Origin of the sequence: Fictibacillus barbaricus, from assembly GCF_031457135.1 — a bacterium.
GTDB classification, from domain to species: Bacteria; Bacillota; Bacilli; order Bacillales; family Fictibacillaceae; genus Fictibacillus; species Fictibacillus barbaricus_A.
This window is the reverse complement of record NZ_JAVDWA010000002.1, coordinates 13,216-38,438: the sequence shown is the minus strand read 5'-3', so window position 1 is coordinate 38,438 and position 25,223 is coordinate 13,216. Positions and strand designations below refer to the sequence as shown.

Genomic DNA, 25,223 nt, shown 5'->3' with positions numbered 1-25,223 from the left:
GGTGAGCCTCCCTGGCACATTGCGCCTAAAGGGTCTCACCTGTCCCGCTGATCCTGCAGGAGTCTCGCACCTTTTACTCCAATCAACTGTCAAAGAAGTCACTAAAAGAGAATAAAAAGCAACATTATCTAAAAAACAGATTAAATTACATAGCTAAAGGTACCCCAGGTAATGAGGCACCTTATTTCATACTAAGCTAGCTTTTCGTATTCCCTTTTCAATACTTCGGAAAGTTCAGATACAGGCACTTCAAGCAGTTCGCCGTTTTTGCGAATCTTAACTTCTACTATTCCTTCTCCAGCTTTCTTACCTACCATAACACGAATCGGGACTCCAATTAAATCACTATCTGTGAATTTTACTCCAGCACGCTCATTTCGGTCATCATATAAACAATCGTAGCCTTCGTTTTTCAACTTTTCATATAATTCTTCAGATAAAGACAATTGTTCCGCGTTTTTGCTGTTCACAGCGATTAAATGAATATCAAATGGCGAGAGAGCAAGCGGCCAAATCAATCCTTTTTCATCATTGTTTTCTTCTGCTACAGCAGCAAGGGTTCTCGAAACACCTATACCATAACAGCCCATTGTCATGATTTGATTTTTCCCGTTTTCGTCTAAATAGGAAGCTTTCATAGGTTCACTATATACTTTACCAAGTTTAAAGACGTGTCCTACTTCAATTCCTTTCGCAAAAACAATCGTTCCTTTTCCATCTGGTGATCGGTCACCTTCCACAACAAACCGAAGATCTTCTGTCTGATGAATATCAAAATCGTTTTCTGCATTGACGTTTATATAATGATAGCCTTCTTCATTTGCACCGCAAACAGAGTTAACCATCAACGGGATTGCTTGATCAGCAATAATTTTTACGTCTTTAACAACAGAAACGGGACCGATTGAACCTGGCTTTGTATTTAACCATTTTACTGCATCTTCTTCAGAAGCAAGTGACACTTCCTCTGCTGACAATACATTTTTCAATTTGATTTCATTTACTTCATGATCACCGCGCACTAAAACAAGTACAGGTTGTCCATCAGCTAAATAAAGCAAAGATTTAATAATTTTTGAAGCCGGTGTATTTAAGAAAGCAGAAAGCTCTTCAATCGTTTTGGCATCCTTCGTATCAACTTTTTCGATCTCTTTCGGATTTTCAGAAGATGCACTTTCTTGCAGTAATACAGGAGCCATTTCAATGTTTGCTGCAAAGTCGGAATCCGTAGAATAGGCGATTAAATCTTCCCCGATTTCAGATAGAACCATAAACTCATGATTATCTTTACCGCCGATTGAACCTGAATCAGCCAATACTGCACGGAAGTTTAATCCACAGCGGCTAAAAATAGCAGAATAGGCATCCTTCATGATTTCATAGGTTTCATCCAGGCTTTCCTGTTTATCATGGAAGGAGTACGCATCTTTCATAATAAACTCCCTGCCGCGCAAGAGACCAAAACGTGGACGCTTTTCATCTCTGAACTTTGTTTGAATTTGATAAAGATTTAATGGCAGTTTTTTATATGATTTTACTTCGTCACGGATAATACTCGTAATAACTTCTTCATGAGTCGCTCCAAGAGCAAAATCCCTTTCATGCCGGTCTTTTAGTCTCATCAGTTCCGGTCCATAGCTATACCATCTTCCGCTTTCTTGCCATAGATCAGCAAGCTGCAGTGCTGGCATCATCATTTCTTGTGAACCAGCACGATTCATTTCTTCACGTACGATATTTTCTATTTTATGCAGCACTTTTTTACCAAGTGGCAAAAAAGAATAGATCCCTGCAGCATTCTGTCTAATAAAACCTGCTCTCAAAAGCATTTGGTGACTTTTAACATCAGCATCTGCAGGCACTTCTCTTAACGTTGGCAAAAACAACTGACTTTGTCTCATAATCTCTTCTCCTCAAATAACCCTGTTTTAGCTAAGAAAAATTTTCTGTATGTCATTCCAAGTAACAACGAGCATTAAAAGCATCAAAAACGCAAAACCAATAAAATGAACTAATCCTTCTTTTTGCGGATCAATCGGCTTGCCTCTTAGCGCTTCAACACCTAAGAACAACAATCTCCCGCCATCAAGTGCCGGAAGCGGCAGCAAATTGAAAATACCCAAGTTAATACTTAAGATCGCAGCCCATTGCAGAAGCATAAAAATACCTGCTTTTGCTGCTTGGTCTGTATATTCATATATTCCTAAAGGTCCGGATAATTGTTCAATTCCATGCTGGCCTGTAATAAGTTCACTTATCCCGGTAAATATTGCCGTAGTCATGAACCACGTTTGCTTTGCACCATATTGTATAGAACCAAGTACAGATGATTCAGTATAAGGATGTGCACCAATAAATCCTTCATTTTGATCCCCGGCACCTTTACGTGATCCCAAAGTGATCGGTACAACTTTTTCTTTGCCATTACGCACGATCGTAAACATCAATTTTTCACCTGGATTTTGCTGAATGACAGAAACAAGTTCTTTCCAGTCATCCATTTTATCCCCTTGTATTGCAACCACTTTATCCCCTTTTTGAAGTCCTGCTTTATCAGCAGCAGCATTCTCTTGAAGTGTGCCGAGTCGGGACTCGTTTGTAGGAATTCCTTGCATAAGTGAAAATGCAACTAAAATAATGAAAGCAAGCAAAAAGTTCATTAACGGTCCTGCAAAAATCGCTAATGTTCTCTGCATGATTGTTTTTGAACCGAATTGACGATTATACGGAGCAATTTGCATTTCTTGGTGGTCTGCTACAAATAGCGCATCTTCTTTTACTTTATAAGTCGATAAACCCGCTTCTTCATTTTCAAAACCCGTCAATGTTAAATCATGTTCAAGATCAGCTTTTTCTAGCGTGATCGTCTTTTGAACAGGGTATTTTTCCCGATGATTCACAATTATTTTTTCGACTTCATTGGCATTGTTGAAAATCAATCCAACTCTGTGACCTGCCTTTAATTCAATGCCTTCAGGGTCCTCCCCAGCCATACGTACGAATCCGCCAAGCGGCAATAGCCGAATAGTATAAACGGTTTCCCCTTTTTTGAACGCGAACACTTTCGGGCCAAATCCAATTGCAAATTCGCGGCACAAAATACCAGCTCTTTTCGCCAGTAAAAGGTGTCCTAATTCATGAAAGAAAATCAAAGCCCCTAAAATGATGATAATGGCTATCACAGTGTTCATTTCCATTACCTGCCTTTGTTTAATAGTGACTCTACAAAATGACGAGTCCTTTTGTCTGTTTCTTGAATTGCATCCAATTCTGGTTTGTTGACATTTACCGCTTGAAGCATAGCACGTTCAATCAGTTCCTCTATTTCAAGAAATGTTATATGACCATTTAAAAACAACTCTACTGCTTTTTCATTTGCAGCATTCAGCACAGTCGGCATTAATCCGCCCATATTTCCTGCTTCAAAAGCCAGTTTTAAACATCTGAAACGGTCATAATCCATTTTTTGAAAATGCAGTTTCCCAACTTCCCATAAGTTTAACCTTTTACCGTTAACCAATTCAAGTCTCTCTGGATGTGTAAGCGCATATTGAATCGGCACGCGCATATCTGGTTGTCCTAAGTGAGCAATGATGCTTGTATCAGCAAACTCTACCATAGAGTGTATGATACTTTCCTTATGTAAAATGACGTCTATTTTAGAATAATCGAACGAAAATAGCCAATGAGCCTCAATCACTTCCAGCCCTTTGTTCATCATTGTGGCGGAATCGATCGTGATTTTCGCACCCATTGACCAATTCGGATGGTTCAGTGCTTCTTTTACTGTAACATTTTTTAATTCTTCCCTCGTTTTATCTCTGAAGCTTCCGCCTGATGCTGTTAAGATTAACTTTTCAACATCATCAATATTTTCTCCATTTAAACATTGATAAATGGCTGAATGCTCAGAATCAACTGGAAGAATAGCAACTTGATGCTGTTTTGCTTTTTCCATTACTAAGTGGCCAGCAGTTACAAGCGTTTCTTTATTTGCCAATGCAATCGTCTTTTTCGCTTCTATTGCCTTTAAAGTTGGAAGCAGCCCTACACTCCCGATTACCGCATTCACAACGATTGAGGAATCCGTTGACACAGCAGCTTCTATTAGTCCGTCCATACCAGAAACGATCTTCGTTCCTGAATTATTTATGCGTGAACGCAGTGTTTTAGCGTCCTCTTCCAATTGAACTGCACAAATCTCCGGATTGAATTTCTGTATGATCTCTTCAGCAGCTTCAATGTTTCTGCCTACAGACATAGCACTTAGCTTAAAGGCTTGTGGATTTGAAGCAATAACATCAAGTGTTTGCTGTCCTATAGAACCAGTAGCGCCTAATAAACTGATAGATTTCATATTATCCCCCTTAAGCTTATCCTAACAAATGAAGCACATGTAATAACGGAAATACAAATAATGCACTATCCAGTCTGTCCAGTATACCGCCATGACCTGGAAGAAGGTTTCCAGAATCCTTTACATCATAAATTCGTTTATAAGCGGACTCAGCGAGATCACCAATTTGACCAAAAATTCCAACTAAGACGGAAATGGCCAGTATCGATGCCAGTGATAAATCCACGAAGCTTGTAAAGTAGCAAATCAAAGCAACAATTATACTGAAAAATATACCTCCGACCGCTCCTTCTATCGTTTTATTCGGAGAAATAATCGGCCATAGTTTTCGTTTTCCCATGGATTTACCTACAAAGTAGGCTCCAGAATCAGTAGCCCAAATCATAAAAAGAATAAAAAACAGCAGCTGTGTCCCGTTTTCTAACAGTCTCGTTTCAGCTAAGTAGTAAAACCCGAATCCGACATAAACTGCACTGAATAATACAAAAGAAATATGATTATATTCTGTTTCATTTTTACGGACAACCGTTATAACTAATAAAATAAGAACGGAAAGTATAATTGCTTCTATTTTCGAGAATGGTTTAAAATACTCCATCCATTCTTCAGGCAAAGCTAGAAAAATAGCTAATAGATATCCAATTATTCCAACAAAAGATCTTTGCATGCCTTTCATTCTTAAAAGCTCATATATCCCAATCCCAGCAAGGAGGAGAATAAGCAGAGAAAATGGCCAGCTCCCGAAGAGTGTGATTCCGATAAACAAAACGGCAGCGATCACACCTGTAATAATCCGTTGTTTCATAAGTCCTCCTTATTTTAAACCGCCGTATCTTCTGCCGCGCTGTGCATACTCTGATACAGCTTGTCTTAAATGATCCTCTGAAAAATCGGGCCATAGTACATCTGTAAACCAAAATTCCGAATAGGCAAGCTGCCAAAGCATAAAATTACTTAAGCGTATTTCTCCGCTTGTTCGAATTAGAAGATCCGGATCTCTTAATTCACTTGTCATTAGGTATCTTTCAATGGTTGATTCGTTAATTTGAGATGGATCTATCGTTCCGCTTTTTATTTCAGAAGCGATTGCTCTGACTGCTTCAGTTATTTCATCGCGGCTGCCGTAATTTAAAGCGAAATTTAAGATCATACCTGTGTTTTCGCTTGTCTTATGAATAGCTTGATCCACAGCTTTTATCGTATGAATAGGAAGCAATTCTTTCTTGCCCATAATTCTCACTTGTACATTTTCTTTAATCAAATCCGGTAAAAATGTGCTTAAAAATTCTCCAGGAAGTTTCATAAGAAAGTCTACTTCTTCTCGTGGTCTCTTCCAGTTCTCGGTAGAAAACGCATAGAGAGTGAGCACTTTAATTCCAATCTGATTTGCTTCTTTAACGATTTTTTTTACAGTCTTCATTCCTTCATGATGACCAGCAATTCTAGGCATTGCCCTCTTTTTTGCCCAACGCCCGTTTCCATCCATAATTATTGCCACATGTGATGGAATATTATCATTTATATCCCATTTTTGTTCATGACTTTTTTTTCTAAAGAAAAGCTTGTCAAGCATGTATAAGCCTCCATCTTTCCAGACTTCATAAAGAAACCCAGCTGGCCGATTGCATCGATCAGCCCGATCTGTCTCTTTATTGCCTATATCACCTGATTCTTTCAATACGTTTTTCTTATCATCCAGGCGATATTGTGTCTAATAAAAAAGCCCCCTTTATAGAGGGCTTTTTTTATTTAATTGTACATGGAAAAGCTTTATACTTCCATGATTTCTTTTTCTTTATTTGAACTTACAGAATCAACTTCTGAAGTATATTTGTCAGTAAGTTTTTGAACATCATCATTATAACGGCGAAGTTCATCTTCTGTAATCTCAGCTTCTTTTTCAAGCTTTTTTAAATCGTCGTTAGCATCACGGCGAATGTTACGAAGAGCTACCTTTGCTTCTTCAGCAAACTTCTTAACAAGCTTAACTAGATCTTTTCTTCTTTCTTCAGTTAACGCCGGAATAGCAATACGAATGACTTGACCGTCATTTGAAGGTGTAAGTCCAAGATCAGATTTCAGGATTGCCTTTTCAATATCACCCATTGCTGTTTTATCATAAGGCTGAATAACCAATAATCTTGCTTCTGGTGTTGTTACACCCGCTAATTGATTAATAGGAGTTGGTGTACCGTAATAATCTACTTGTACTCTGTCCAACAATGAAGGATTTGCTCTGCCTGCACGAAGCGTTGAGTATTCACGTCTTAATGAACCAATCGCTTTTTGCATCTTTTCTTCTGCTTGAGTTAAAACTTCCTTTGCCACTAGTTTCTCCCCCTTATAACTGTTCCAATTTTTTCACCAGCTACTGCACGTTTAATATTTCCTTCTTCCATAATGGAAAACACCACTAACGGAATATCATTATCCATACAAAGTGAAGAAGCGGTTGTATCCATAACTGCCAATCCATCTTTTAGAAGATCAAGATAAGACAATGTAGTATACTTAACTGCGTTTTCATCAATCTTTGGATCTGCGGAATAAACTCCATCAACATTGTTTTTTGCCATCAAAATAACTTCTGCTTCAATTTCAGCTGCTCTTAGTGCTGCAGTAGTATCTGTAGAGAAATATGGATTTCCAGTACCTGCAGCAAAAATTACCACACGTTTTTTTTCTAGGTGACGAATGGCTTTTCTTCTGATGTAAGGTTCAGCAACCTGACGCATTTCTATAGAAGTTTGTACTCTTGTTTGAACCCCGATATTTTCGAGACTGTCTTGAAGTGCTAATGAATTCATAACAGTAGCAAGCATTCCCATGTAATCAGCGGATGCACGATCCATACCCATTTCACTGCCGGTTTTACCGCGCCAAAGGTTTCCGCCACCTACGACTACAGCAACTTCTACGTCCAATTCAACTATTTCTTTCACTTGCTCAGCTATAGATTGAACAATCTTTGCATCGATACCTGATGTTTGTTCACCTGCTAAAGCTTCTCCGCTTAATTTCAAGACGACTCGTTTATATTTTGAAGTAGTCATTTGTCCCTCCATCACCTTAAAATGTTTTTCTTTTTGACAGTTTAAACCTCGTTGCTTGTAAGTGGTTGATTTCCGTTTCAGGATGCTCGCTTTCCGCTGGAGTCTCGCACCTTGCTCTCCAATCAACCAATTTTTCAATGCTGCTTCACTTATTGAAAAAAACAATTTATAGAAATCAGCCATTTAAAAGAAAACACGGCTGATTCCATAATTTCGTGCTTAGTACATTTTAATTAATTCATTATATATTTCTCGTAAAAAAAAGGGAAACACATCGTGCTCCCCTTTTTTCATACTTGTGCTTACTTTTTCACTTGAGACATAACTTCTTCAGCGAAGTTGTCTTCACGCTTTTCAAGACCTTCTCCAACTTCAAAACGAACGAAGGCTTTAACAGTAGCACCTTTGGAAGCTACATACTTTCCAACTTTTTGGTCTGGGTCTTTGATGAAAGATTGATCATTCATACAAATATCTTCGAAGTATTTTCCAAGACGTCCTTCAACCATTTTAGCAACGATATTTTCTGGCTTGCCTTCATTAAGAGCTTGCTCAGTCAATACTTTGCGCTCACGTGCAACTTCGTCTTCACTCACTTGATCACGAGAGATATATTTAGGGTTAACTGCAGCAGCATGCATTGCTACATCTTTAGCAACACTCTCATCTGTAGTTCCTTCAACAACTGAAAGAACACCAATTCTTCCACCCATGTGAAGGTATGCACCGAAAGCTGCATTTTCGTCTTTTTTCATGATTTCAAAACGACGAAGAGTTAATTTCTCCCCAATTTTTGCAATCGCACTGTTAATGTAGTCATTAACTGTTGTACCTTTGTATTCTGATGCTAATGCATCTTCAACAGAAGCTGGCTCTGTAGCTAGGATGTGCTCCCCAAGTTCTGCGATCAGGTTTTTGAAGTTTTCGTTTTTAGCAACGAAATCTGTTTCAGAGTTAACTTCAAGAATTACCGCTTTGTTACCGTCAACTATAACTGAAGTTAATCCTTCAGCAGCGATACGGTCTGCTTTTTTAGCAGCTTTAGCGATTCCTTTTTCACGAAGATAATCAACTGCTTGCTCCATGTTTCCGTCAGTTTCAGTTAATGCTTTTTTACAATCCATCATACCTGCGCCTGTTTTTTCACGCAATTCTTTAACCATTTGTGCTGTAATAGCCATGATTTTTGCCTCCTTGTGTGATATGTAGTACTTTTTCAATAGGCTGTTTTAACAAGTTGCTTTAGAAAGTAGTTGATTTCCATTCCAGGTTGCTCGCTTTCCGCGGGGCGTGCAGTGAGCCTGCTGGAGTCTCACCTGTCTAGCCACTTCCGCTTTTCGTCTGTGCACCCTTGCACTCCCATCAACTTGTCAACGAAACGGTAAAAAAACCATAAGCAACGAGCTTTTACATTAAAAAGGGTGATAAAGGGTCATCCCCTCTACCACCCTTGTGCATTCCATTAAATTAATTAAGCAGTTGTTTCTTCTTCAGCTGCTTCTGCTACTTCTTCTCCACCTTGGTTAGCTTCGATGATAGCGTCAGCCATTTTACCAGTAAGAAGTTTAACTGCGCGGATTGCGTCATCGTTACCAGGGATAACGTGATCAACTTCATCCGGGTCACAGTTCGTATCAACGATAGCAATGATCGGAATGTTTAATTTACGAGCTTCAGCAATCGCAATACGCTCTTTACGAGGGTCAACTACGAATAAAGCATCTGGAAGCTTGTTCATATCTTTAATTCCGCCTAAGAATTTTTCAAGACGATCCATTTCTTTTTTAAGAAGGATTACTTCTTTCTTAGGAAGCACTTCAAAAGTACCATCTTCCTGCATTTTTTCAAGATCCTTCAAACGGTTGATACGCTTGCGGATTGTACCGAAGTTAGTCAAAGTTCCACCTAACCAGCGTTGGTTGATGTAGTACATGTCTGAACGTTCAGCTTCTTCCTTAACTGAATCTTGAGCTTGCTTTTTAGTACCAACGAAAAGAATCTTTCCGCCGTCTGCTGCGATGTTACGCATAACATTGTAGCATTCTTCTACTTTCTTTACCGTCTTTTGAAGATCGATAATGTAGATACCGTTTCTTTCTGTGAAAATGTAACGAGACATTTTCGGATTCCAACGGCGAGTCTGATGACCAAAGTGTACACCAGCTTCTAACAATTGTTTCATTGAAATTACTGCCATAATGGCACCTCCTGGTTTTTTTCCTCCGTTTGTTTCAGCTTCAAGCAACAACTGCTAGTAAGCAGCACCACATTGCTTAAATCCACAAACGTGTGTGATTAACACCGAGAAATAATATAACATATTTCGCGGTCTTTCCGCAAGTCCTTATTAAGCGTTTACGTATAAAATCTTAAAAGAAGTTCAATTTCTCCCTTTCCGCGATTTAACTTCTTTGCAATTTCAGTTGAGGTAAACCCTTGTTTGGACAATAATAACACTTCATTTGTATCCGTTTCATTCTCAATCTTCTCATTACCAAGTAAAGCGGATGATTCAGATTCGTTATTTGACGAAATATGAGCCTCAGTCTTTTGTTTTGAATTAAGATTATTTTGGTAGGATAAGATCAAGTGTTTAAGCTGTTCATTCTCGTCTTTCATTTGCAGTGAGAACTCTTCTAATAGCATTTCTAAATCTTGTATTTCTTGTTCATGAAGTGAACTGTCCTTAGTTTGCTCACTCTTTTTCCACAATATAAATATTAAATAAAGAGAAGTTATGTGGAGCAGTATGCTGATAAAAATAAAAGTACTCATCTGGGATCACCTATCCTGAATAATCGATATTTACGCCCTTGAACGGATGCTTGTTTTCATATGTAATGTTGCCTTTACGATTATCCTGACTGTTTTTATGAAATCTGCTTTGGTCTGTTTTCTCATTTTCTGTTACCCTCTTTGAATCCAAATGAGCGTTTTTACGGTTGGATTCGGTTGTATGAAATTGCTGAAGAAGTCCTCTTTGTGCGAGTTCGTTCGCTGTTTTTGCAGCGTCCATAGTTCGCGGGATTGCCACTTGAAGTTCAATCAATTTTAAACTCACGAGTATCACGTCCTCATTACCGCATTATAAAGAATGTATGACGATTTCCTTTTCTTTCATAAACACTTTTGCAGATTGAAAAGGGGACTGTACTTTTCGTTTATACTTTCCAATACCAATTTCTACATTGGGATACAGGGTTCCTTTAACGATGATTTGAGATGATTCTTCCTGTTTTTGAGTTATTAGATTGTTTTTTTCACATTTTAACAGGGAAAGCTGCTCTGCCGTTTGATTCAGACTTATTTCAATTCTGTTGATTGTTGACTGACTCGATGCTTTTTCTTGAGCTGTTTGTCTTACCATTGCATCTTTTAATCGCTGAAGTTTATCAAGTGTTTTCTCTGCCTCATTTATTTTCAGCTCCAATTCAATGAATGGTTCATTATTTATTTCTTTCTGATCTATATATATAAACGTTTTTGAATACGTTTCATTTCCAATTTCATTTGCGCTGATCTGATTACCAGCTTTAATTGTACCGCCAGAAACATTTCCTTTACCTGTTAAGCAAGTAATCTTATTTCCTGCTTCACAATGGCTGTACAGGATAGATTGTGCCACTGTAATACTTTCTCCAGCTATTATTACTCCCTGGGTAACATATAGACTAGTGAAGTTTCCCCCGCACCGAATTAACCCGTTACCGCGGCCTAAAACACCGCCAGCGATTACGATCGATCCTGGAGTACTAATTTCAGCAGCTTCTACAAGACCTTCTATGCGGACATCGCCCATCGCCTGTATTTTAAAGCCTGAAGGGACATTGCCTGTTACGTGTACATTGCCGACAAAGTTAATATGGTCCGTTTTTAATGAAAGGTCGCCGTTTACTTTATAGACAGGATAAACGTTTACGTAATGAGCTTGAAAACTCACTTCTCCGTCTACAGTTGCATATATTCCTAAATCCTCAGTATTAAAAACCGTATTTTCTCCATTTTTAATACGTATCTCTTTTCCTTTTTGTGCAGGAATCGGTTTTCCATAAACTGAAATACCTGGTTTTCCTTCAGTAGCATTTTTCTTGCGTGCGATCAGCTGCCCAGATGTAACAGTTGGAATTGTAAACAGTCTTTTAAAGTCAATTTTGTCATTATTATCGCTTGCAATAGCAGTTTCTTGGCCAATCAATGGTATTAGCTCTGCGGAAGTCCCATTGACGGGAAGTATCCCTTGTGCAATCACGACTGGAAAATGAATATTTTCTATGTTTTGTATCAATTGATAAAGAACTTCTGTTCGTATTCCGTGCAAAATATTTTTTTCTTTTAACCATTTTGTTAGTTTATCTAATGTAATATCGAGTTCAGCAAAATCAGCATTTTCTTTTTTAAACAGAATCGCCTTTGTTTCTTCGTCTTTTGTATTGATATTGAACCACTGATCCATTTCCCCTTAACCCCTTACATATAACGTTTAAGAACCTGTCTGATTCTAAACAATGCTTTTGAGTGAATTTGCGAAATTCTTGAAGTGGATAAACCAAGAACTTGTCCGATTTCTGTTAATGTTAACTCTTCGTAGTAGAACAAGCTTACAACGAGCTGTTCTTTCTCAGATAGTTCTTTAATGACACTTGCAAGTTCCTTGTGGAGCTCTTCTTGCAAAAGACTGTTCTCAGGTGTCATTACCTTTTTATCTTCAATTGTATAAGATACTTTTTCACGGCTATCGGTTTCCTTATTCTCCTCATCGATCGATAATACATTCGCAAGAAAACTTTCAGACATGACAGAAGTGACTTCATTTTCAGTAAAACCTATTTCCTCTGCAACTTCTTTTGGACTAACCGTACGGAGGTTTTGCTGCTCTAATCTTTCAATAGCCGCTTCTACCTTTTTAGTCTTTTCTCTCATACTGCGAGGCAGCCAATCCTCTCTTCGAAGTCCATCAAGTATAGCCCCCCTTATTCTAAAAGAAGCGTATGTATCAAACTTCAAATCGCGCTCTGGCTCAAATTTCTTTAATGCATCATATAATCCGAGCATCCCGAGTGAACGAAGCTCATCTTTATTGACGCTTTTAGGCAGTCCTACCGATATTCGCTGTACATGATAATTAACAAGGGGCATATATGCACGAAGCAGTACATCACCTGCTTCACGATCACGGCTCTTGTTCCATTTTTCCCAGCAAGATTGTTCTTCTACTAAAGATGGCTCCGTCATGGTAATCCTCCTATTTTTTCTTTTTAACCATTTACAGAATTTTAGTTCCCATGTTAACAGTTTTGATTGACAATTCCGTACTCTCAGGATTAAATTCAATCGTTCTGCCGCTCGAACCGCCAACATCACTTGCCATTATAGGGATACCTAAGTCAGCTAACTGTGATTTTACGCTTTCAACATTCCTCGGTCCGATTCTCATCATTTCGCTGCCGGAAGAAAATTGAAACATTTGTGCTCCTCCGGCGATTTTTGCTTTCATATTCCTTTTGATTGCCCCTCTTTTTATGAGCATGTCATATAACGATGTGATCGCAGTATCTGCGTACTTGCCTATATTAATAGATGCAGCTTTTGCCAAAGTTGAATCTGGCAGCATAACATGTGCCAGCCCAGCAATTTTTTTTATTTCGTCATATAGAATAACTCCAACACAGGAGCCGAGTCCTGTCGTTCTAATCGTGTCAGGAGGTACCACGAGATCTAATTCAGCGATCCCTACTTTTACAATGTTACTCATGCCAATGGAACTCCTAATGATTTAAAGATTTTTTCGAACGAATCTGGATCTGGCAGTAAAAAAAAGTGTCCTTTTACTTCATCTTCGTTTTTCATGTCAACAAATGCCGTATCTATTACAATAGCAAAATCACTTACAGTGGAGATTTCGAATAATCCAAAGCTAAGAATCGCACCTGCCATATCTATACTTGTTGCAGGAACCGAGGGCTGCAAATTTAATTTTGTAAAATCAGAAAATGCAGTTAAATAAGAACCTGATAAAATATTTCCGATTTCCTGCAGCGCAGATAGAGACATTTCTGACGTAAAACGATCGTCGAGATCTATATCCTGTCCGCCAAAAATATCGAAAAGCAGCTGTTCAGCTTGTTTAATAGGAAGCATAAAAAACATACACCCTGGTGCTTCTCCTATGATTCTCAAAAAAACAGAAGCAACAATATTTTCAGAACCGCCAACCATTTCCGTTATTTCATCAAAAGAAATCACTTCTACGGAAGGCACTTTCATATCAACCGCTTTATTTAACAAAGTAGATAAAGCGGTTGCGGCGTGTCCTGCTCCTATATTTCCAATTTCACGCAGTATATCCAAATGAATCGGTTTAATTTTTGTAAAATCCATTCTACCTGCTTCTTTCTATCGGATTTATTTCTTCGAGCTTGTCTGGATTAAGCACTTTATTAAGGTCCAATAAAACGAGAAGCCGTTTATTTACTTTCGCAACACTCTTGATATACTCTGCATCAACGCCGCCAACTACTTCTGGCGGAGCTTCAATTGAATCTGCACTTAAGTCAATTACATCGTTGGCAGCATCCACAATCAATCCTGCTTCGATCTTTCCAACAGAAACAATAATGATTCGAGTTGAATCCGTATAGCCCATTTCTTCCATTTCAAAACGTGATCTTAAATCGATAATAGGTGTGACAATGCCTCTTAAATTGATAACCCCTTTGATAAAAGGAGCCGTTCTTGGAATTCTGGTGATGTGCTGCATTCTTTCAATAGATTTTACATCCTGAACGGGTACTGCATATTCTTCATCTTTTAATTGAAAAACAATGACTTTTAAATCATTCGTTTCTGACATGTTATCGACTCCTCGTTATTTAATAAGCGCATTGCAATCTAAAATTAAAGCCGCTTGACCGTCACCTAAAATCGTAGCTCCTGAAATGGCAAAAACTGAAGTTAAATATTCACCAAGCGATTTCAGAACGATTTCCTGTTGACCAATGAATGAATCAACAACGAGTGCAGCCATCTTATCACCTTTTTTTACGACCACAACAGGCAAGTGGCTGCTTTCACCTAGCATTGAAGGTACTTCAAAGATTTCTTTTAAGAAAACTAATGGAACTACTTTACCTCTAAAATCGATTACTTTCTGGTTATGCGCAGTAAGGATTTCCTCTTTTTTAATAATCGCTGTTTCAATTATTGAAGAAAGCGGGATCGCATACTTTTCCTTTTGTACCTCAATAAGCATGACTGACATGATCGATAACGTTAGTGGCAGCTGAATAGAAAAGACTGTTCCATATCCAGGAGTAGAATCTACCGTTATTGATCCACCTAACGATTCTATCTTGTTTTTTACTACATCCAAGCCTACTCCACGACCTGATATATCAGAAATCACTTCAGCAGTAGAAAATCCAGAAGCGAATAATAATTCAAAACACTGTTTATCGGTTAAATTTTCTGACATTTCTTTTGTGATAATGCCATTTTCTAATGCTTTCTCCACTACTCTTTGTTTATTAATGCCGCCTCCATCATCCTCTATTTCAATGAAGACATGATTTCCGCTATGATACGCTCTTAAGTATATGGTTCCAGTTTCATCTTTTCCTGATGATTGTCTGACAGAAGGCATCTCAATTCCATGGTCAATCGAGTTTCTAAGCAGATGTACGAGCGGATCTCCTATTTCGTCAATAACTGTACGGTCAAGTTCAGTTTCCGCACCAATGATTTCAAGATTCACCTTTTTCTGCAAGTCTTTTGAAAGTCCCCGTACCATCCTTGGAAAACGGTTAAATACAGTTTCAACCGGAACCATTCTCATCGTTAAGATAATGCTTTGCAGATCACCGGAAACTCGTGCCATCCTTTCAACTGTTTCATTTAAGTCAGGATTCTTTAGGCTTTTTGAAATTTCTTCTAATCTTCCTCTATCGATGACAAGTTCTTCAAATAAGTTCATGAGCTGGTCGAGTCTCTCAATATTTACTCGTATTGTTTTGTTGCTGCTTGCTTGAGTACCAGTTGATTCATCTTTTGTAACTTCCTTCTTCTGGACATTTGACACGGCTGATTTAGGATCTAAAGAATCAATTGGCTCTTTTTGGTTCTCAACCCCATTAATTTCTGAGATGAAAACATGATCAACCTCTGAAACTTTCAATATTCTTTCTTTCACTTCTTCACTTTTTTCTTTTGTTAAAAAGGAAATTTCAAAATGGTTATCAAATTGTTCTTGTTCGAGCATTTCTACTGAAGGCAACGTCTTTATTATCTCACCGATCTGCTCGAGTACTTCAAAGATCATGTAAACTCTCGCAGCTTTTAATATACAATCCTTACGAAGGCTAATTTTCACTTCATACGCATGAAACCCTTGTTCTTTTGATTGAAGAATAATTTGTCTTTCATATTGGTCATATGAATCAGATAATGTTATCTCCGTTGATGTTTTATTTATTGCATTCGAATGAAGTGTTTGTCCATTTTCAAGCGCTTCTAATTGAAGTACAGTTTCAGAAACGTCACGTTTTCCTGAACCTCCTTCAGAAACCGTTAACACCATTGCTTCTAAGTGGTCGAGTGAGGCAAAAAGCACATCAAGGACATCAGTTGTTACATTAATTTTTTTGTTGCGAATCGCATCTAAAACGTTTTCCATACAATGCGTCAAATTTGCAAGATCTTCATACCCCATCGTTGCAGACATTCCTTTTAACGTATGTGCAGAACGGAAAATTTCATTAACAATTGTTAATTCCTCAGGTGATTTTTCAAGCAATAACACTTGTTGGTTGATCGATTGTAAATGTTCCTTGCTTTCCTCGATAAAAATATCAAGATACTGTGTCATTTCCATTTCAATATCCCTCCCGTATCACAAATAATTTTGTATAGCTGCAGCAATTGAATGAAGATGGATAACCTCATCTACTTTTTTAGTCAATACTGCAGATTTAGGCATTCCATAGACAATGCATGATTCCTCAGCTTCTGCAATGGCAACTGCCTCTCCAGACTCTTTAAGTTTTATTAGTCCATGTGTTCCATCTGAACCCATACCAGTTAATATCACTGCGATCTTTTCAATGTTTTTTATTTTTGATGCACTTTCAAAAAGAACATTTACAGCTGGTCTATGTCCGCCGACAGGAGGCTCTTTGTCTAATGACACCATTGTCTTTCCCGCTTTTTGTATGAGCCTTAAATGGAAACCCCCGGGAGCAATATAGGCCGTCCCAGCTGTAAGTACGTCATCTTGTTCAGCTTCTTTTACATTCACACTTGAAAGTGAATTTAATCGATTCGCTAATGACTCTGTAAAACCAGGCGGCATATGCTGCACAATAACCACCGGTGCTTTAAAATCTGCTGGCCATTTTGTAATTACTTCCTGAAGTGCCCGCGGTCCTCCTGTAGAAGTGCCAATTAATACGAGTTTCGGAATTTCATTTTTATTTGGTACCTTTTTTTCATGCTTTCGTAAACTTGGTTTTGACATCGGTTTATTTAATTTTATTTTCATTTTTGAAACGGCGATTACTTTTTCAATTAATTCAGATTTCACTTTATGTAAATCCAGTGAGATTGCTCCTGAAGGCTTAGAAATGAAGTCTAAAGCACCTGCTTCCATGGCAAGTATTGTATTTTCTGCCCCAGCCTTTGTTGTACTAGAGAGCATAATGATAGGAACTGGATAGCATTTCATAATCTCTTTTACGGCTTCGATGCCATTTAATACCGGCATTTCGACATCCATCGTTACAACATCAGGCTTTAATTGCATTATTTTTGTTACCGCTTCCTCGCCGTTTCGTGCTGTGTCCAATACAGTGATTCTGGGATCTTCATTTAAAAAGTCTTTAATGAGCTTTCTCATAAAAGCAGAATCATCGACTACAAGAACAGATAATTGCTTCAATATGGCTCCCTACCTCTCAGTAAAGAATGACTTTAACCTTGTGATAAAAGATGTATAGGATGCTTTTTGCTCTTTTGAAAAACCTGCAAAAGTTCTCGCAAGCTCTAAAACGGATTGTGACGCTTTGGAATAAGGTTTATTTAATGTAAAAGGCGTCTGTCTTTTTACTGATTCCAACACCGCAGGATCCATAGGAATCGTCCCAAGGCATACAAGTTCTTTCTGTAAAAACTGTTTACAAACATTTTTTAATTTTGCTGAAGTTTCCTGACCTTCTCGTTCATTTTCGCATCGATTTACTGCAAGGTAGAAAGGCAATTCTTTATCTTTAGAATAAATAAATTTCATCATGGAATAGGCATCTGTTATGGATGTAATCTCAGGAGTTGCAATCACAAGTATTTCATGACTGGATAGGATAAACTTCAATGCCGTATCTGTCACGCCTGCACCCATATCTAAAAAGATAAAATCATAGAACCTGCCGAGTTCTTCTAGCTGTTTTACAAAATGATTCAGCATATCATCGGTTATGTTGACTAAAGAGGTAAAGTTTCTCCCTCCTGCGATGGTATGAAGACCTTCTTTTCCTTCTTCAATGATTTCCCAGACAGACAGCTTATTTTCCATCATATTCATGATGTGATGCTTAGCTTTTCTGCCTAATATGAGATCAACATTTCCCATTCCTACATCTAAATCCAGTACAAGAACTTTTTTACCGAGTTTTATTAAGGAAAGAGCTAGATTGACGGTAATGTTTGTTTTTCCCACTCCGCCTTTTCCGCTCACTACAGCAAGTACCCTTGCTCCGTCAGTTTCCGCATCTAATAATTGTTTTCGTAAACTCTCTGCTTGATCAATCATTTCGCTTTTCCTTTAAGAAATTACGAATGATATCTTCTGCGTCTGCCTCATACATATCATCTGGAACATTTTGACCATTCGTAATATATCCTAGTGATACCCCGTGAATAATAGCTAGATTTACGATTGATCCAAAGGTAGTCGTTTCATCTCTTTTTGTGAAAATGACTTTATCAATAGGTAGACTATTAAACTGGTTGTAGATGGTCTCCATATCTTTATATTTAGAGGTCAATGATAAGACAAGATAGTTTTTCATATCTTTATCAAAATTCACAATACTTTGAAGTTCTTCTACATAAAAGCGATTTAAAAAATTCCTTCCAGCAGAATCAACAAGAACTAAATCATAATTTGCAAACTTTTCTTTTGCTTTTCTAAAATCATCAGCTGTATATGCAATTTCACATGGAATGTTCAAGATCTCCGCATAGGTTTTGAGCTGTTCAATTGCAGCTATCCTGTATGTATCGGTTGTTATAAAAGCGACTTTTTTACCGTCCTTTAACACGGCTTTAGCTCCAATTTTAGCAATCGTCGTCGTTTTCCCTACACCAGTAGGTCCGATCAAATTTAAAAATTTTGTTTCATATTGAAATCCGCCAAAGTCACTTTTCTTCATTCGGGCGCTTAGCCAATCTGTCAACCATTTATTCCAGTCGTATTTTTCTGCCTCTTCATGATCAAACGATTCAAATTTTTTATTCATTACGTCAATAAGCTCTTCTATTAAACTTGCATCTACTTCTTGCTCGATTAAATAGGAACGCCATTGTTCAATCAATTCAGGAAGCTCATTACGTTCTTTGTTTTGATTGCCTAATGTTTGCACCATTTTTTTTAGCTGGCGAATCTCTTGAGTCAGCTCTAAATTTTGTGGTTTTTCAGCAGGCGGTGGTTTTTGATCAGGTATGGCTGCTTTTCTAGCTGTTCCATATTCGACGTCCTGATCAAGCCCAGCAAAAACTTCAACGTTCTTTTTAGTGAAAAATCCCAGGAAGCCTCCCACCTGCACTTCTCTCGTATTTAAGATGACCGCTCCGCTTCCGAGGTCCGCCCTCACTAATTTCATAGCTTCTGGGAGATTTGTCGCTGAGTACTTTTTTACTTTCATTAAATATTCACCACCCCTACACTTTTAACTTCTAATTCCGGTTCCAATTCGTTATATGACAATACCGGAACATCTGGCAAGTATCGTTCGATCAGCTGCCTCACGTACATTCTCACAGCAGGAGAACATAATATTACGAGTGATTGATCGATGCTTCGTCCTGTTTCAAGTTCTCTTGTTATGCTGTCAAAAATCATTTGCGAGTCATGTGGATCAAGTGATAGATAGTTGCCATGTTCCGTTTGCTGAACAGAATCGGCTATTCTCTTTTCCACGGAACCTCCTAAAGTAATAACATGAAGAGGCTCATTTTCCACTGTATAGCTCTTGGATATTTGTCTGGACAATCCTTGTCTTACATATTCCGTTAGGAGATCAGTGTCTTTCGTCATTCTCGCAAAATCAGCCATCGTTTCAAAAATAACTGCAAGATTTCGTATGGAAATTCGTTCTTTTAAAAGCTTAGATAATACCTTTTGAACTTCTCCAATCGTCAGCGCCTCTGGAGTAACTTCCTCCACAATAGCGGGATATGTTTCTTTTAAATGATCAACTAATTGTTTGGTTTCCTGACGTCCTATTAATTCATGGGCATGCTTTTTAATTATTTCAGTTAAATGAGTGGAGACGACTGACGGCGGATCTACAACGGTATAACCTGAAAATTCTGCCCGCTCTTTCATTTCTTCGCCAATCCATATCGCCGGTAATCCAAATGCCGGTTCTACTGTTTCAATACCTTGAATCTCCTCATCTTCAATTCCAGGACTCATTGCTAAATAGTGATCGAGCAGCAGTTCGCCTTTAGCTACCTGACTGCCTTTGATTTTTATTCTATACTCATTAGGCTGCAGCTGAATGTTATCCCGGATCCGAACTACCGGTACAATCATCCCAAGCTCTAGTGCCAGCTGCCTTCTTATCATGACGATTCTGTCGAGAAGATCTCCGCCTTGTGATGTATCTGCAAGCGGTATTAAGCTGTAGCCAAATTCGAATTCAATTGGGTCTATCTGCAGAAGGTTAACCACTGATTCTGGACTTTTCAGCTGTTCTGTCTGTATATCTTCCTCGACCACTTCTTCTCTTTCTTTTTGTTCACGTTCTGATTTGATTAGGAGATATCCGCCAATTGCAAGCAATCCTCCGACGGTTATCGTAAAGAAATCATTAATGGGAGTAAAAAGTCCAAGCATAATAATCGTACCGCCAGCTACAAATAACATGATTGGATAAGCCATAAGCTGCTTGCTGATATCATATCCAAGGTTTCCTTCTGAAGCTGCACGCGTAACGATAATACCTGTTGCTGTAGAGATAATGAGGGCAGGTATTTGAGAAACTAATCCATCACCGACTGTTAATCGTGTGAACGTTTCTGCACTCTCACTAAAGCTGTAGCCCATCTGAACCATCCCAATAATAATTCCGAATAGCATGTTGATCAGGACAATAATAATACCTGCAATCGCGTCCCCTTTTACGAATTTACTGGCACCATCCATCGCACCATAAAAATCAGCTTCACGCTCAATGGTTTCACGTCTTTCTTTCGCTTCCCGATCTGAGATCATACCGGCATTGAGATCAGCATCAATGCTCATCTGTTTACCAGGCATCGCATCAAGAGTAAACCTTGCAGCAACCTCAGATACACGTTCAGATCCTTTTGTTATTACGATAAATTGAATAATGACAAGTATAAAAAACACAACTATTCCAACAAGAATATTTCCTTGTACAACGAACTCGCCAAAGGTATGTACCACATTACCCGCTTTACCATTTGAAAGGATGCTTCTAGTAGTAGAAACATTCAGTCCCAGCCTAAATAGCGTCACGAGCAAAAGCAAGGAAGGGAATATAGAAAATTCAAGAGGCTTTGTAGTGTTCATGGCAATTAAAATAATTAATAACGCCAGAGATATATTTATTATGATTAAAAAGTCCAACATAAAAGTCGGCATCGGTATGACGAGCATGGCAATGATTAAAATTACACCAGCCAAAACACTTATGTCTCTAGCTTTCATCTGTATTCTCTCCTATTCATTCCTTACGCTTTTTTCTTGATGCGGTAAACAAAGGCTAATATTTCGGCAACTGCTTTAAAAAGATCCTCAGGAATCACTCCGCCAATATCTACTTGGGCGTAAAGCGTTCTTGCCAGCGGCTTGTTCTCCACTGTCACAACCTCATTTTCTTTTGCGATTTCCTTTATTTTTTGCGCAATGATATCAACACCTTTAGCTACCACAACTGGAGCATCCATACCATCCTCATATTTAAGACAAACTGCGTAATGGGTTGGATTGGTTATGATTACATCTGCTTTAGGCACTTCCTGCATCATGCGCCGCATTGCCATCTGCCTTTGTTTTTCTTTGATTTTACCTTTAATTTTCGGGTCACCTTCGGATTTTTTATATTCATCCTTTATGTCTTGCTTAGACATTCGAATGTTTTTTTCAAAGTCATATTTTTGATACATATAGTCGAGAAACGCAAGAAACAGCAAAACCACTGAGGCAGCAAACCCCATCTTCACTGCAAGCCCTCCAAACACTGGCAAGGTAGAGTGAATATTAACAAGTGACATTCTTAGGTAAGTATCTCTTTCCGTCCATAAAACGAAAAATGTTACTCCGCCGATCAGTACAATTTTCAATAATGATTTAGAGAGCTCCACTAGTGCACGGACCGAATATATTCTTTTAAAACCCGACAGAGGATTCAGTCTTTCCAGTTTCATTTGAATCGCTTCAGCCGAAAACAAAAAGCCGACCTGCAGGTAATTACCAAGCACTCCTGCTGCCATTGCTGCAATCATGACTGGAGCTAATATGATGGCAACTTCGACTGATAATTCACCAAAAAGCTTTGCGATACTTGATTCAGAAAGATCATAAAGCAGGTTTTTATCCAGACTGTTTGTAAAAAGATGCACTAACCGCTCACCCATCCAGCCACCCATAATGGATAGAAACATAACAGAAACAAAAAGAACGAGAGCAGCGTTTACATCAGCGCTTTTAGCTACCTGACCTTTCTTCCTGCTTTCATCCCTTTTTTTCGGAGTTGCTTTTTCCGTTTTTTCTTGGGAGAAATACTGAAGGTTAAATTGATGTTTCAAACTAAGCAGCCCCTAACAATCGCATTAAGCTGATCATCGCATCTCGCATCTGTTCAATCAGCATCTCAATCGACACAAAAAAGGCAGGCAGAACGACGATAAATAAAACGAGTGCAATTAATATTTTTAACGGCAAACCGATCACAAAGATGTTCATTTGCGGTACCGTCCTAGCTACAATTCCAAGGGCTAAATCGGCTAAAAAAAGGGTTCCCACAATCGGAATGGCCATTTGTAAAGCAACTAGAAACATTCCAGAAAATACACTGATTATATGTTTAGCAGCACTGCCATCCCCAAAATGAATCATCGGAGAATCCAATGGCAAAAATTTATAACTGTAAAAGATACCGTCTAAAAGCAAATGATGACCGTCAGTAGCCAGCAGGAACAGCATGGCAAATGTATATAAGTACCTGCCCATCAAAGGTGTTTGTATCCCCGTCTGCGGATCAAAAACGTTGGCAATCGCAAACCCCATCTGAAGATCGATGAACCCTCCCGCTACTTGTATGGCGTAAAATACGATAGCTGCAGTAAAACCGATCGACAGCCCAATCATTGCCTCTTTTATGACGAGAAGAAGAAAAGATCCGTTTATTGGAATTGGATCAGGATGAACTGTATATAGCATGATCCACGATAAAAATAGCGAAAGACCGATTTTGTGTACCGCCGGTAAATTTTTATTCGAAAACACAGGAATTGTTAAAAAAAATGCCGATACTCTAGTTAGAATCAATAAAAATGCAGGAAAAGAAAGTAAGTCTATCATGCTACAAACCTACATATGAGTTTAAGTTTTGAAAAATATTCGCTGTAAACGACAATATTTGCGATAACATCCATGGCCCGAAAAATACAAGTCCTACTAAGACGGCTACAATTTTAGGGATAAAGGCAAGTGTCTGTTCCTGAATTTGAGTTGTCGCCTGAAAAATACTGACGATCAAACCTACCACTAAGGCCAGAGCAAGCAATGGTGCACACATGAGCAAGGTAATATAAACACCTTTTTCAGCAAGAGATATTACAAATTGAGTATCCATGTTCCCACCTGCCCTTTTTAATAACTTAGTAATAATGACTTAACAATTAAATACCAGCCATCTACTAGTACAAAAAGCAATATTTTAAAAGGCAGCGATATCATAACTGGTGGAAGCATCATCATCCCCATTGCCATCAACACACTAGCCACAACCATATCGATAATTAGAAACGGGACGAATATCATAAATCCCATTTGGAAAGCTGTTTTTAATTCACTGATTGCATACGCCGGAACTAATGTTGTTAATGGAATATCTTTAATGTTCTTAGGTTCCTTTGCACCGGAATAGTCTAAAAACAAATTTAAATCTTTTTGGCGCGTATGCTTTGACATAAATTCTTTAATAGGGATACTTCCTTTTTCAAACGCCTCTTTTTGTGTTATTTTGCCCTTCACGAGAGGCTGTATGGCGTCTTTATTTACATCTTGTATAACAGGTGCCATGATAAAAAATGTTAAAAATAGGGCAATTCCTACTAAAACTTGATTGGGTGGCATCTGCTGTGTCGCTAATGACGTTCTGACAAAAGAAAGAACGATAATAATACGGGTGAAACAAGTCATAAGAATAAGGATGCTGGGCGCGAGTGACAATACCGTCAGAAGCAGCAATAGCTGAATCGTCGTTTCCATGTTTCCTGGATCTGTATTATTTAAGAAATTCAAGTCTAAACCTGGAAGTAGATTATTCATGCTGTTTACCTTCCTCAAACGCCTTCTCTACATTTTTACGCTGCTCTTTCCTGTCATTCATAAGAGAATTCAACATGTTTTTAAAAAGAACAGTCTGACCATCACTTGAACCGTTCTGAATGTGGGTTTCTTTCTGTTTCAATAACCTATCCTTTAATTGACTGGCAACGGTGCTGACATTTTGTACAGCGTGCTGATCCATCATCGATTTAACTTCAGCCTCATCTGTAACTTCTTTTAATAGGGTAATTGTATCTCCAACTCCTACAACCAGTACTGAGCTGCCGGTTTTAATAAGCTGAATGGAACGATTTTGCCCCACACCAATACCACCAAGAGATTGCAGGTTCTTCCCATCCTGAAAACTGACGGACTTTTTTTGAATAAACTTTAAAACAATGAACAAGATGGCTAGCACAATTCCTAACATAAAAATCAATTTAACAAGCATAAAAAACGTACTGCCGCTTTCAGATTGATTAGTAGTATCATTTTTTGCTTGTTTGACTGATCCATCACTTTTCCCTGAATCGTGAACGTTATCCCAAACACTCTTTCCTTGACCGACACCTTCCGCTTGTACCACTATAGGTACAAACGAAAGGCATACTGCTGTAAATATACTGAGCAACCATTTCAACATGGAAAGTTCCAGCCTATCCCAATGTTTTCTTGATAGCTTCAATTACGCGGTCAGCCGCAAATGGTTTTACGATAAAATCTTTTGCACCGGCTTGAATGGCATCGATTACCATCGCTTGCTGGCCCATAGCCGAGCACATGATAATCTTTGCATCAGGCGTTGTCTTTCTGATTTCTTTTAATGCAGTAATTCCATCCATTTCCGGCATTGTGATATCCATCGTTACTAAATCAGGCTTTAACTCAGCAAACTTTTCAATAGCTTGTGCGCCATCTGCTGCTTCACCTACTACATCAAATCCATTTTTCACTAAAATATCCTTAATCATCATTCTCATAAATGCTGCATCATCTACGACCAATATACGTTGACCCATTTAAA

27 protein-coding genes are annotated in these 25,223 nt (G+C 38.4%); all 27 read right to left on the bottom strand.

What is annotated here, in order from left to right:
- Positions 1–191 precede the first annotated feature (191 nt).
- A complete protein-coding gene (locus J2X07_RS05640; protein ID WP_310257452.1) occupies positions 192–1,901 on the bottom strand; it encodes a proline--tRNA ligase in 1,710 nt (569 codons plus the stop codon).
- 27 nt (positions 1,902–1,928) lie between these two features.
- Positions 1,929–3,191, bottom strand: a complete 1,263-nt coding sequence (gene rseP, locus J2X07_RS05635; RefSeq protein WP_310257450.1) for an RIP metalloprotease RseP — start codon at positions 3,189–3,191, stop codon at positions 1,929–1,931.
- Positions 3,192–3,196: 5 nt separating this feature from the next.
- Positions 3,197–4,357, bottom strand: a complete 1,161-nt coding sequence (gene dxr / locus J2X07_RS05630; RefSeq protein ID WP_310257449.1) for a 1-deoxy-D-xylulose-5-phosphate reductoisomerase — start codon at positions 4,355–4,357, stop codon at positions 3,197–3,199.
- Between the two features lie 16 nt (positions 4,358–4,373).
- Complete coding sequence (locus J2X07_RS05625; RefSeq protein WP_310257447.1) at positions 4,374–5,162, bottom strand: phosphatidate cytidylyltransferase; 789 nt, start codon at positions 5,160–5,162, stop codon at positions 4,374–4,376.
- Positions 5,163–5,171: 9 nt separating this feature from the next.
- Entirely contained in the window at positions 5,172–5,930 is a 759-nt protein-coding gene (locus J2X07_RS05620; RefSeq protein WP_310257446.1) for an isoprenyl transferase, read from the bottom strand.
- A gap of 197 nt (positions 5,931–6,127) precedes the next feature.
- Complete coding sequence (frr, locus tag J2X07_RS05615) at positions 6,128–6,649, bottom strand: ribosome recycling factor (protein WP_396193885.1); 522 nt, start codon at positions 6,647–6,649, stop codon at positions 6,128–6,130.
- 35 nt (positions 6,650–6,684) lie between these two features.
- Entirely contained in the window at positions 6,685–7,410 is a 726-nt protein-coding gene (gene pyrH, locus J2X07_RS05610; RefSeq protein WP_310257444.1) for a UMP kinase, read from the bottom strand.
- 302 nt (positions 7,411–7,712) lie between these two features.
- Positions 7,713–8,591, bottom strand: coding sequence for a translation elongation factor Ts (gene tsf / locus J2X07_RS05605; RefSeq protein WP_310257443.1), 879 nt, complete (start codon positions 8,589–8,591; stop codon positions 7,713–7,715).
- A gap of 290 nt (positions 8,592–8,881) precedes the next feature.
- The gene (rpsB, locus tag J2X07_RS05600; RefSeq protein ID WP_137789641.1) at positions 8,882–9,607 is read right to left on the bottom strand and encodes a 30S ribosomal protein S2; all 726 of its coding nucleotides are present in this window, start codon (positions 9,605–9,607) and stop codon (positions 8,882–8,884) included.
- A 158-nt stretch (positions 9,608–9,765) separates the two neighbouring features.
- Positions 9,766–10,185, bottom strand: coding sequence for a DUF6115 domain-containing protein (locus tag J2X07_RS05595; protein WP_310257442.1), 420 nt, complete (start codon positions 10,183–10,185; stop codon positions 9,766–9,768).
- Positions 10,186–10,195: 10 nt separating this feature from the next.
- On the bottom strand, positions 10,196–10,471 hold the full coding sequence (locus J2X07_RS05590) for a hypothetical protein (RefSeq protein ID WP_310257441.1): 276 nt from the start codon (positions 10,469–10,471) through the stop codon (positions 10,196–10,198).
- A 24-nt stretch (positions 10,472–10,495) separates the two neighbouring features.
- Positions 10,496–11,863, bottom strand: a complete 1,368-nt coding sequence (locus J2X07_RS05585) for a DUF342 domain-containing protein (RefSeq protein WP_310257440.1) — start codon at positions 11,861–11,863, stop codon at positions 10,496–10,498.
- 14 nt (positions 11,864–11,877) lie between these two features.
- On the bottom strand, positions 11,878–12,642 hold the full coding sequence (locus J2X07_RS05580) for a FliA/WhiG family RNA polymerase sigma factor (RefSeq protein ID WP_310257439.1): 765 nt from the start codon (positions 12,640–12,642) through the stop codon (positions 11,878–11,880).
- 31 nt (positions 12,643–12,673) lie between these two features.
- Positions 12,674–13,162 (bottom strand): chemotaxis protein CheD, encoded by a 489-nt coding sequence (locus J2X07_RS05575; RefSeq protein WP_310257438.1) that lies wholly within the window; start codon positions 13,160–13,162, stop codon positions 12,674–12,676.
- Positions 13,159–13,788 carry a chemotaxis protein CheC gene (locus J2X07_RS05570; protein ID WP_310257437.1) on the bottom strand — a complete coding sequence of 210 codons (630 nt, stop codon included), beginning with the start codon at positions 13,786–13,788 and terminating at the stop codon, positions 13,159–13,161. The genes J2X07_RS05575 and J2X07_RS05570 overlap by 4 nt, the downstream gene beginning before the upstream one ends.
- A gap of 1 nt (position 13,789) precedes the next feature.
- A complete protein-coding gene (locus J2X07_RS05565) occupies positions 13,790–14,260 on the bottom strand; it encodes a chemotaxis protein CheW (protein ID WP_310257436.1) in 471 nt (156 codons plus the stop codon).
- Positions 14,261–14,275: 15 nt separating this feature from the next.
- Complete coding sequence (locus J2X07_RS05560; RefSeq protein ID WP_310257435.1) at positions 14,276–16,276, bottom strand: chemotaxis protein CheA; 2,001 nt, start codon at positions 16,274–16,276, stop codon at positions 14,276–14,278.
- A gap of 18 nt (positions 16,277–16,294) precedes the next feature.
- Positions 16,295–17,338, bottom strand: a complete 1,044-nt coding sequence (locus J2X07_RS05555) for a protein-glutamate methylesterase/protein-glutamine glutaminase (protein ID WP_310257434.1) — start codon at positions 17,336–17,338, stop codon at positions 16,295–16,297.
- 9 nt (positions 17,339–17,347) lie between these two features.
- Positions 17,348–18,205 (bottom strand): MinD/ParA family protein, encoded by an 858-nt coding sequence (locus J2X07_RS05550; protein ID WP_310257433.1) that lies wholly within the window; start codon positions 18,203–18,205, stop codon positions 17,348–17,350.
- Positions 18,198–19,319, bottom strand: a complete 1,122-nt coding sequence (gene flhF, locus J2X07_RS05545) for a flagellar biosynthesis protein FlhF (RefSeq protein ID WP_310257432.1) — start codon at positions 19,317–19,319, stop codon at positions 18,198–18,200. The genes J2X07_RS05550 and flhF overlap by 8 nt, the downstream gene beginning before the upstream one ends.
- Positions 19,319–21,352, bottom strand: coding sequence for a flagellar biosynthesis protein FlhA (gene flhA / locus J2X07_RS05540; protein WP_310257431.1), 2,034 nt, complete (start codon positions 21,350–21,352; stop codon positions 19,319–19,321). The genes flhF and flhA overlap by 1 nt, the downstream gene beginning before the upstream one ends.
- A 23-nt stretch (positions 21,353–21,375) precedes the next feature.
- Positions 21,376–22,452, bottom strand: coding sequence for a flagellar biosynthesis protein FlhB (flhB, locus tag J2X07_RS05535; protein ID WP_310257430.1), 1,077 nt, complete (start codon positions 22,450–22,452; stop codon positions 21,376–21,378).
- A gap of 1 nt (position 22,453) precedes the next feature.
- A complete protein-coding gene (gene fliR / locus J2X07_RS05530) occupies positions 22,454–23,227 on the bottom strand; it encodes a flagellar biosynthetic protein FliR (RefSeq protein ID WP_310257429.1) in 774 nt (257 codons plus the stop codon).
- Position 23,228: 1 nt separating this feature from the next.
- Positions 23,229–23,501, bottom strand: a complete 273-nt coding sequence (fliQ, locus tag J2X07_RS05525) for a flagellar biosynthesis protein FliQ (protein WP_310257428.1) — start codon at positions 23,499–23,501, stop codon at positions 23,229–23,231.
- Between the two features lie 17 nt (positions 23,502–23,518).
- On the bottom strand, positions 23,519–24,139 hold the full coding sequence (gene fliP / locus J2X07_RS05520) for a flagellar type III secretion system pore protein FliP (protein WP_396193883.1): 621 nt from the start codon (positions 24,137–24,139) through the stop codon (positions 23,519–23,521).
- Between the two features lie 52 nt (positions 24,140–24,191).
- A complete protein-coding gene (locus tag J2X07_RS05515; protein WP_396193881.1) occupies positions 24,192–24,629 on the bottom strand; it encodes a flagellar biosynthetic protein FliO in 438 nt (145 codons plus the stop codon).
- A 226-nt stretch (positions 24,630–24,855) separates the two neighbouring features.
- Positions 24,856–25,218 carry a response regulator gene (locus J2X07_RS05510; protein WP_310257425.1) on the bottom strand — a complete coding sequence of 121 codons (363 nt, stop codon included), beginning with the start codon at positions 25,216–25,218 and terminating at the stop codon, positions 24,856–24,858.
- Positions 25,219–25,223: the final 5 nt, after the last annotated feature.

What these genes read in the sequence shown, in the direction of transcription:
- rseP (WP_310257450.1), bottom strand. Translation starts at nt 3,191, where the DNA reads ATGAACACTGTGATAGCCATTATCATCATTTTAGGGGCTTTGATTTTC.
- tsf (WP_310257443.1), bottom strand. Translation starts at nt 8,591, where the DNA reads ATGGCTATTACAGCACAAATGGTTAAAGAATTGCGTGAAAAAACAGGC.
- J2X07_RS05560 (WP_310257435.1), bottom strand. Translation starts at nt 16,276, where the DNA reads ATGGAAATGACACAGTATCTTGATATTTTTATCGAGGAAAGCAAGGAA.
- J2X07_RS05510 (WP_310257425.1), bottom strand. Translation starts at nt 25,218, where the DNA reads ATGGGTCAACGTATATTGGTCGTAGATGATGCAGCATTTATGAGAATG.
- frr (WP_396193885.1), bottom strand. Translation starts at nt 6,649, where the DNA reads ATGCAAAAAGCGATTGGTTCATTAAGACGTGAATACTCAACGCTTCGT.
- J2X07_RS05565 (WP_310257436.1), bottom strand. Translation starts at nt 14,260, where the DNA reads ATGTCAGAAACGAATGATTTAAAAGTCATTGTTTTTCAATTAAAAGAT.
- pyrH (WP_310257444.1), bottom strand. Translation starts at nt 7,410, where the DNA reads ATGACTACTTCAAAATATAAACGAGTCGTCTTGAAATTAAGCGGAGAA.
- fliP (WP_396193883.1), bottom strand. Translation starts at nt 24,139, where the DNA reads ATGGAAACGACGATTCAGCTATTGCTGCTTCTGACGGTATTGTCACTC.
- flhF (WP_310257432.1), bottom strand. Translation starts at nt 19,319, where the DNA reads ATGAAAGTAAAAAAGTACTCAGCGACAAATCTCCCAGAAGCTATGAAA.
- J2X07_RS05575 (WP_310257438.1), bottom strand. Translation starts at nt 13,162, where the DNA reads ATGAGTAACATTGTAAAAGTAGGGATCGCTGAATTAGATCTCGTGGTA.
- J2X07_RS05640 (WP_310257452.1), bottom strand. Translation starts at nt 1,901, where the DNA reads ATGAGACAAAGTCAGTTGTTTTTGCCAACGTTAAGAGAAGTGCCTGCA.
- rpsB (WP_137789641.1), bottom strand. Translation starts at nt 9,607, where the DNA reads ATGGCAGTAATTTCAATGAAACAATTGTTAGAAGCTGGTGTACACTTT.
- J2X07_RS05620 (WP_310257446.1), bottom strand. Translation starts at nt 5,930, where the DNA reads ATGCTTGACAAGCTTTTCTTTAGAAAAAAAAGTCATGAACAAAAATGG.
- J2X07_RS05580 (WP_310257439.1), bottom strand. Translation starts at nt 12,642, where the DNA reads ATGACGGAGCCATCTTTAGTAGAAGAACAATCTTGCTGGGAAAAATGG.
- dxr (WP_310257449.1), bottom strand. Translation starts at nt 4,357, where the DNA reads ATGAAATCTATCAGTTTATTAGGCGCTACTGGTTCTATAGGACAGCAA.
- J2X07_RS05570 (WP_310257437.1), bottom strand. Translation starts at nt 13,788, where the DNA reads ATGGATTTTACAAAAATTAAACCGATTCATTTGGATATACTGCGTGAA.
- J2X07_RS05550 (WP_310257433.1), bottom strand. Translation starts at nt 18,205, where the DNA reads ATGATTGATCAAGCAGAGAGTTTACGAAAACAATTATTAGATGCGGAA.
- J2X07_RS05515 (WP_396193881.1), bottom strand. Translation starts at nt 24,629, where the DNA reads ATGTTAGGAATTGTGCTAGCCATCTTGTTCATTGTTTTAAAGTTTATT.
- J2X07_RS05595 (WP_310257442.1), bottom strand. Translation starts at nt 10,185, where the DNA reads ATGAGTACTTTTATTTTTATCAGCATACTGCTCCACATAACTTCTCTT.
- J2X07_RS05585 (WP_310257440.1), bottom strand. Translation starts at nt 11,863, where the DNA reads ATGGATCAGTGGTTCAATATCAATACAAAAGACGAAGAAACAAAGGCG.
- flhA (WP_310257431.1), bottom strand. Translation starts at nt 21,352, where the DNA reads ATGAAAGCTAGAGACATAAGTGTTTTGGCTGGTGTAATTTTAATCATT.
- J2X07_RS05625 (WP_310257447.1), bottom strand. Translation starts at nt 5,162, where the DNA reads ATGAAACAACGGATTATTACAGGTGTGATCGCTGCCGTTTTGTTTATC.
- fliR (WP_310257429.1), bottom strand. Translation starts at nt 23,227, where the DNA reads ATGATAGACTTACTTTCTTTTCCTGCATTTTTATTGATTCTAACTAGA.
- fliQ (WP_310257428.1), bottom strand. Translation starts at nt 23,501, where the DNA reads ATGGATACTCAATTTGTAATATCTCTTGCTGAAAAAGGTGTTTATATT.